Below are 4,913 nucleotides of genomic sequence, written 5' to 3'. Positions count from 1 at the left end.
CACATACTGCACGTCTTGAAAACCGAAAAAATATTTAATGATAAAACACGATTAATATTTAGGAGGAATAGCGATGTTGGAATCAAGAAAAGATAATTATTATGGATTTGAGGTAACGATGTATAGAATCAACGATCATCTTTGGATTTCTAACGTAATGCCAAATGCACAATATTTAGTTAATCAGTTTAACTGTAATAAAATGATATGGGTGCAAACAACATATACAACAAATGAAATTGAAGAGTTATTTAATGTATCTAGTAACGTTCTTAAATAAAAAAAGGCAGTTAGGTAGCGAATGCTACTTAACTGCCTTTCTTATTTTCAATTATTCTTCTAGTAACTTAAACGCTCTCTCCCATGCCTGTTGATACTCTTTTTGCGCCACTTCATCAAATTCATTATCCTTAATTAATAAAGCCTTTAATAATAATAGCGAATCTAACCTTTCTTCAAATTGTTTTTCTTTTTCTGTGATTTTTATCACCTCATATAAATATACGCCCCATTAAGATGATTTCTTTTAAAAAAAACAAAAAAAGTAGAAACGATATAAATCGCATCTACTTCCTCTGTTGTTTGCTGTTCACATTTTTGAGAGATCTTTATAATTATATCACGAGTGATGATCTTCTCCTAGTCAAAATTAAAAGAGCCACTACTGATGTAATGGCTCTTTCCGTATTTAAGCTAATGTAATTTCTTCAACACGTTTTGTTGTTAAACAGGCACCTGCAATACTAGCGTATTTCAAGTCAGGTTGTAGCTCATTTAAGACTAATACTTCACTATCAATCACATAGTTCATGAAGTCTAAAATTTTATCGTCTGATAAATCTTCTGTTGGATTGTTAATCTCGATTGATCGTGTTTTATTTTCAGTGTCTTTGAATTTACAAGTTAATGTGTATGTTTCTTCCATTATTTTTTCCCCCTATCATTATTGTTTATTAAAGCATACGATAATCAGCCACGACCGTTTTCGTGTGTGTGCCTGATGATAACGCCACATACTTGTCCGCAAAGTTTGATAACTCTTCATCTGTTGTGTCTAAGCGAACGTTTGAAAAAGACTTAGCCTTTACAATGTCTTTACCATCATCGTCTTGACCAGCCGTTAAATAAATAGATAACTTGCGATCATAAATATCTTGCATCTTTAATTCCCCCCGAATTCATTATGTGTTTTAGGTAGCGCCACCTACCATTTAATTATATCCCGATTTATGTTTCCATCCAAAAGATGTCCCGCTACTGTGAATGACCTGTATTGAATACATTTGACTAAAACAAAGGTCTTGGTACTGCCCCTTACGCCAGTAGTCAAGGCAAGTAACAAGACCATTAGTTTTAAGTTTTGATTTTGATATAGTAGTATTTTTTATAAGACAAATTGTCAATAAAAATATTCAAAAAAACATAATTTACCATTGCATAAACTTCGGAAAATACATATAATATTATTGTTAGAACTTGCTACGCTTCTTGTCTATGACTAGCGGACCAGGGTAAGTCACGTAGAATTAAAGGTAAAAACTATTCAAATTAAAATATAAAAAAGGAATACTAATTTAGATTAGTATTCCTTTTTTATATTTTCGTCATAAATCCACTTGTGATAAAATTTCATCCCAATTTGTTGGGAAACCTAATTTTTCAGTCAGATTCTCCAAACGACCTTGAGAAAAGTCAGGTTCTTCTAATAAATTCTTTAATTTTTTTTGATAATACGACCAAGAATCTAAATTACCTTTAGTTAACTTTTTAATCGCTAAAATCATTATAAACAAACTATCTTTTGAGGATTGTGCTTTCATGGATTTATCTAATTTAACTTTAAAAACTCGACCTACAATTCTTTCATGATGAGCACAGTTGTTTCTTAATTTATAAACCGATTCTATCCAAGAAATAACATAGTATGGCTTGAAATCATATGTATTTGAGATTGTTTTTTTATCATCACTATTTAAATTTTGAAGTATGTTCAAAATGCCCCCAAAAGAAAGAATTTCAAGTACAACCCAAATCGGATAATGACCATCATATTTTTCAGTATGATGCTTAATGCTTTTTGAATCAGACTTTTTAATTTTTTCGAAAATATAAAGCTGCTGATCTTGTTTAATCACTTGATGATTCTTCCAACATTCTTCCCCATAAGAATGTGCTAGGTGATAACTCAATTTAGATTTTAGTTGAATTTCTACTAGAGATGTTAAATCAAATAGAATACTTCTTAACTCCTTATCAAATCGATACAGATTATAAATATCTTCAATAGTAGTTCCATCAACAAATTTTTTAGATGTTTTCGGATTTTCATAAAAAAAGTAATAATAGCCACTTAATCTATAATATCCAGTTTGGATTAAGATTTGTTTTGCGAATTCTTCATCCTTAATGAGGAGGTTTTTATTACGCAATAGTGTAATTTGCTCCTCATAACTTCTAGGCTTTTTTAACGGAATCAAATGCTCCCCTCCCATAATAAAATTTTGATAAATATTTTACATACTTCAACTTAAAATTGTCCTTTAATCTAATAAAAAACAAAATTTTCTATATTAATAGTAGCACGATTAATAGCTTTTAAAAACAACAAATTACATAATTATATGACTATTTAATAATTTTTTAAAAATGGTCATATAATTATTTTGATATCGTTTTAATCTCCACCCTTTCTCAAGATAAGGCTTATAAATATTAAGTTATGAAACGTTAAACATTTAATAAAAGGCACTAGTAATTGCGGGATAAGTCGTGATAATTAAGATATCAGTAGTTAAAGGAGGCACTCAAATCTTTTTCAATAACAGATGTTATAATCTCATATTTTCAATAAGTATAGATAGGGACAGAGAAGAAAACTCACCTATTGCTACAACATAATGACCTTATATTAGGAACTTAATAAAAACGCTCTATTAGACAATATTGTTGATAATTTAAAACTTTGAATGGCACGATTTAAAGGGGGATCAACTAAATATTTAGCAAATTGCCTTTATTGGATGAAATGGTTAGAATATTTCAAAGATGATAAAGAAGTTTTAAAAGGAAAACATATGCTTCTTCAAACAGTGTCAAGTCAAGTAGAATATTATAGAATACGAACACCTTTATTTAAATAATAATTTCATATTATACTAATTTCTATTTCCAAATTATGTTACAATATGAACAAAAAGTAATAAGGGTGGATGATATGGAACGATTTGTTAATAAAAATTTATTTTGGATTGTTTTTCTATTGGTACAAATTTTTCATAAAGGGATATTATTTATTCTTCAGAAGTTGAATTTTCCTTTAGAATGGAGCGCTATTTTATCTAAAGAGTTTTTACTATTATTTTTATTGGCAGTAGTAGAATTTATAATTATTGGGTTCGTACTCCTTGGTTGCGTTGAGCCATCTACCAATAAGAATTATAAGATAATCAGAAGCATAAGTTATATCTTATTAGGAGTTATTGTTTCAATATCTTTAGTTGGAATATTAGCTTATCTTGAATTAATTAAATAATGTTACTATTAATGTGCAATTTTAAAGAAAAATTTTCCATCATATGAAAATACACTGATCCTACGCAATTTTCAACTCTTCAAAAATGGTTTTTAATGCCACTCCATTTTGGGCTTTACGATAAATTATTTTTACTAATTCTTGCTTTTGTTTTCGTTGACATTGGCGTAAACTTTCACCCAGACAACTGTTGTTCGGAGTCATGCGCTTTAAATAAAGGTAAACGAATTGAATCATTAACATCAATCGTTTAATTCCTTTCAAGGCTCGAATCTGATACTGTCCCATTCCAAAATTTTGCTTCACTTCTCGGAAAAAGATTTCAATGGGCCAACGTTTAGTATAGTGTTTAAGCAGTTGCTTGGCAGACATTTTTAGATCATGACTCACAAAACAACGTAAAGCTTTTTCTTCCAAAGGAGCCGTGTGAGGCCAACTTAAAATGATTTGAACGACATGTCCCCCTCTTATCCTTCCTTGATATAGATAAGTATAATAACGCTCAGATCCGACAGTCACTAAGTCGAGATCTTTGAGGGATAAGGTGTTCGCAAATTGTTTCAGTTGAATCCCTTTCGGACGATAGCCTTTAGGCAGAATGATTCGATTCATTTTGATACCTCCTAAGTAATAAAAGCCTAATTGATTAGCGATTTGGAATAAGGCTTCACACGAATACCAACTATCAGCTAGGATGTATCCTTTATGAGGTGGTTTAGGTAAAGTGGTGAGAATCTCTTTAACGAGTTCAATTTTACTCTGTTTATCTTTCTCATACGGAATGATTTGATACGGTAAGATGACATCATCACATTGAAGCATCACAGTAACAAATTGATGACCATAAACGGATTGATGATGAAGATGAGAGTAGTGCCAATCACATCCTTGAATAGGATAAGTCGCCTGTGACGAAGGCTTCGTTTTAACACATGTTGTATCATCTACTAATACGTAAATAGGTTTTCCTGTTTGATGTGAACGATTGTAAAGGCAAGAGAGAAGATAGGCTTGAATTTGATTAGAAATCGCCCCATCATCCCAGGGACTATCATTTAAAAATCGTCCAAAAGTTGTCCGATGACAATGCTTAACGGCAGAGATTTTCCCCTGATAATTTTCCTGAATCATCACGTTTAGAAACTGGTTAAGATGATTAAACTGAGGTTTAGATAAAAATAAATCTAAGTCAAGCTGTTTTAGAAATTTGAAAATTGAATTTGAATCTGATATAATACTGTCCATGAACATTAACTCAATTCCCCCTTGTTAATTGGTTGTGCGAGACTTAATTATACAAGGATTTGAGTTAATGTTTTTTCTTTTTGCATTGGTATTTTATAACTGGAAATTAATTGGAAGTAGTTTTGCACATTAATAG

General features: G+C 30.6%; 7 protein-coding genes. 2 read left to right on the top strand and 5 right to left on the bottom strand.

Annotated features, from left to right (window positions below):
* Positions 1-73: 73 nt before the first annotated feature.
* Positions 74-280, top strand: coding sequence for a hypothetical protein (locus NEH74_RS07815; protein WP_055305651.1), 207 nt, complete (start codon positions 74-76; stop codon positions 278-280).
* A gap of 51 nt (positions 281-331) precedes the next feature.
* Here the strand turns inward: NEH74_RS07815 and NEH74_RS07810 are convergent, their stop codons facing one another.
* From NEH74_RS07810 to NEH74_RS07795, 4 genes are all read right to left on the bottom strand, one after another.
* On the bottom strand, positions 332-490 hold the full coding sequence (locus NEH74_RS07810) for a hypothetical protein (protein WP_156344115.1): 159 nt from the start codon (positions 488-490) through the stop codon (positions 332-334).
* 198 nt (positions 491-688) lie between these two features.
* The gene (locus tag NEH74_RS07805) at positions 689-925 is read right to left on the bottom strand and encodes a DUF2922 family protein (RefSeq protein WP_055242746.1); all 237 of its coding nucleotides are present in this window, start codon (positions 923-925) and stop codon (positions 689-691) included.
* 28 nt (positions 926-953) lie between these two features.
* Positions 954-1,160 (bottom strand): DUF1659 domain-containing protein, encoded by a 207-nt coding sequence (locus tag NEH74_RS07800; protein WP_055305650.1) that lies wholly within the window; start codon positions 1,158-1,160, stop codon positions 954-956.
* Between the two features lie 444 nt (positions 1,161-1,604).
* Positions 1,605-2,477 carry an Abi family protein gene (locus tag NEH74_RS07795; RefSeq protein WP_055305649.1) on the bottom strand — a complete coding sequence of 291 codons (873 nt, stop codon included), beginning with the start codon at positions 2,475-2,477 and terminating at the stop codon, positions 1,605-1,607.
* A 737-nt stretch (positions 2,478-3,214) separates the two neighbouring features.
* Between NEH74_RS07795 and NEH74_RS07790 the strand changes: the two genes are divergently transcribed.
* Complete coding sequence (locus NEH74_RS07790; RefSeq protein WP_055305648.1) at positions 3,215-3,532, top strand: hypothetical protein; 318 nt, start codon at positions 3,215-3,217, stop codon at positions 3,530-3,532.
* 60 nt (positions 3,533-3,592) lie between these two features.
* Here the strand turns inward: NEH74_RS07790 and NEH74_RS07785 are convergent, their stop codons facing one another.
* Entirely contained in the window at positions 3,593-4,783 is a 1,191-nt protein-coding gene (locus NEH74_RS07785; protein WP_055305647.1) for a transposase, read from the bottom strand.
* Positions 4,784-4,913 lie beyond the last annotated feature (130 nt).

Source organism: Turicibacter sp. GALT-G1, from assembly GCF_025594995.1.
Classification (GTDB): Bacteria; Bacillota_I; Bacilli_A; order MOL361; family Turicibacteraceae; genus Turicibacter; species Turicibacter bilis.
Note: the sequence above shows the minus strand (reverse complement) of the source record. Positions and strands in the feature narration are given on the sequence as shown.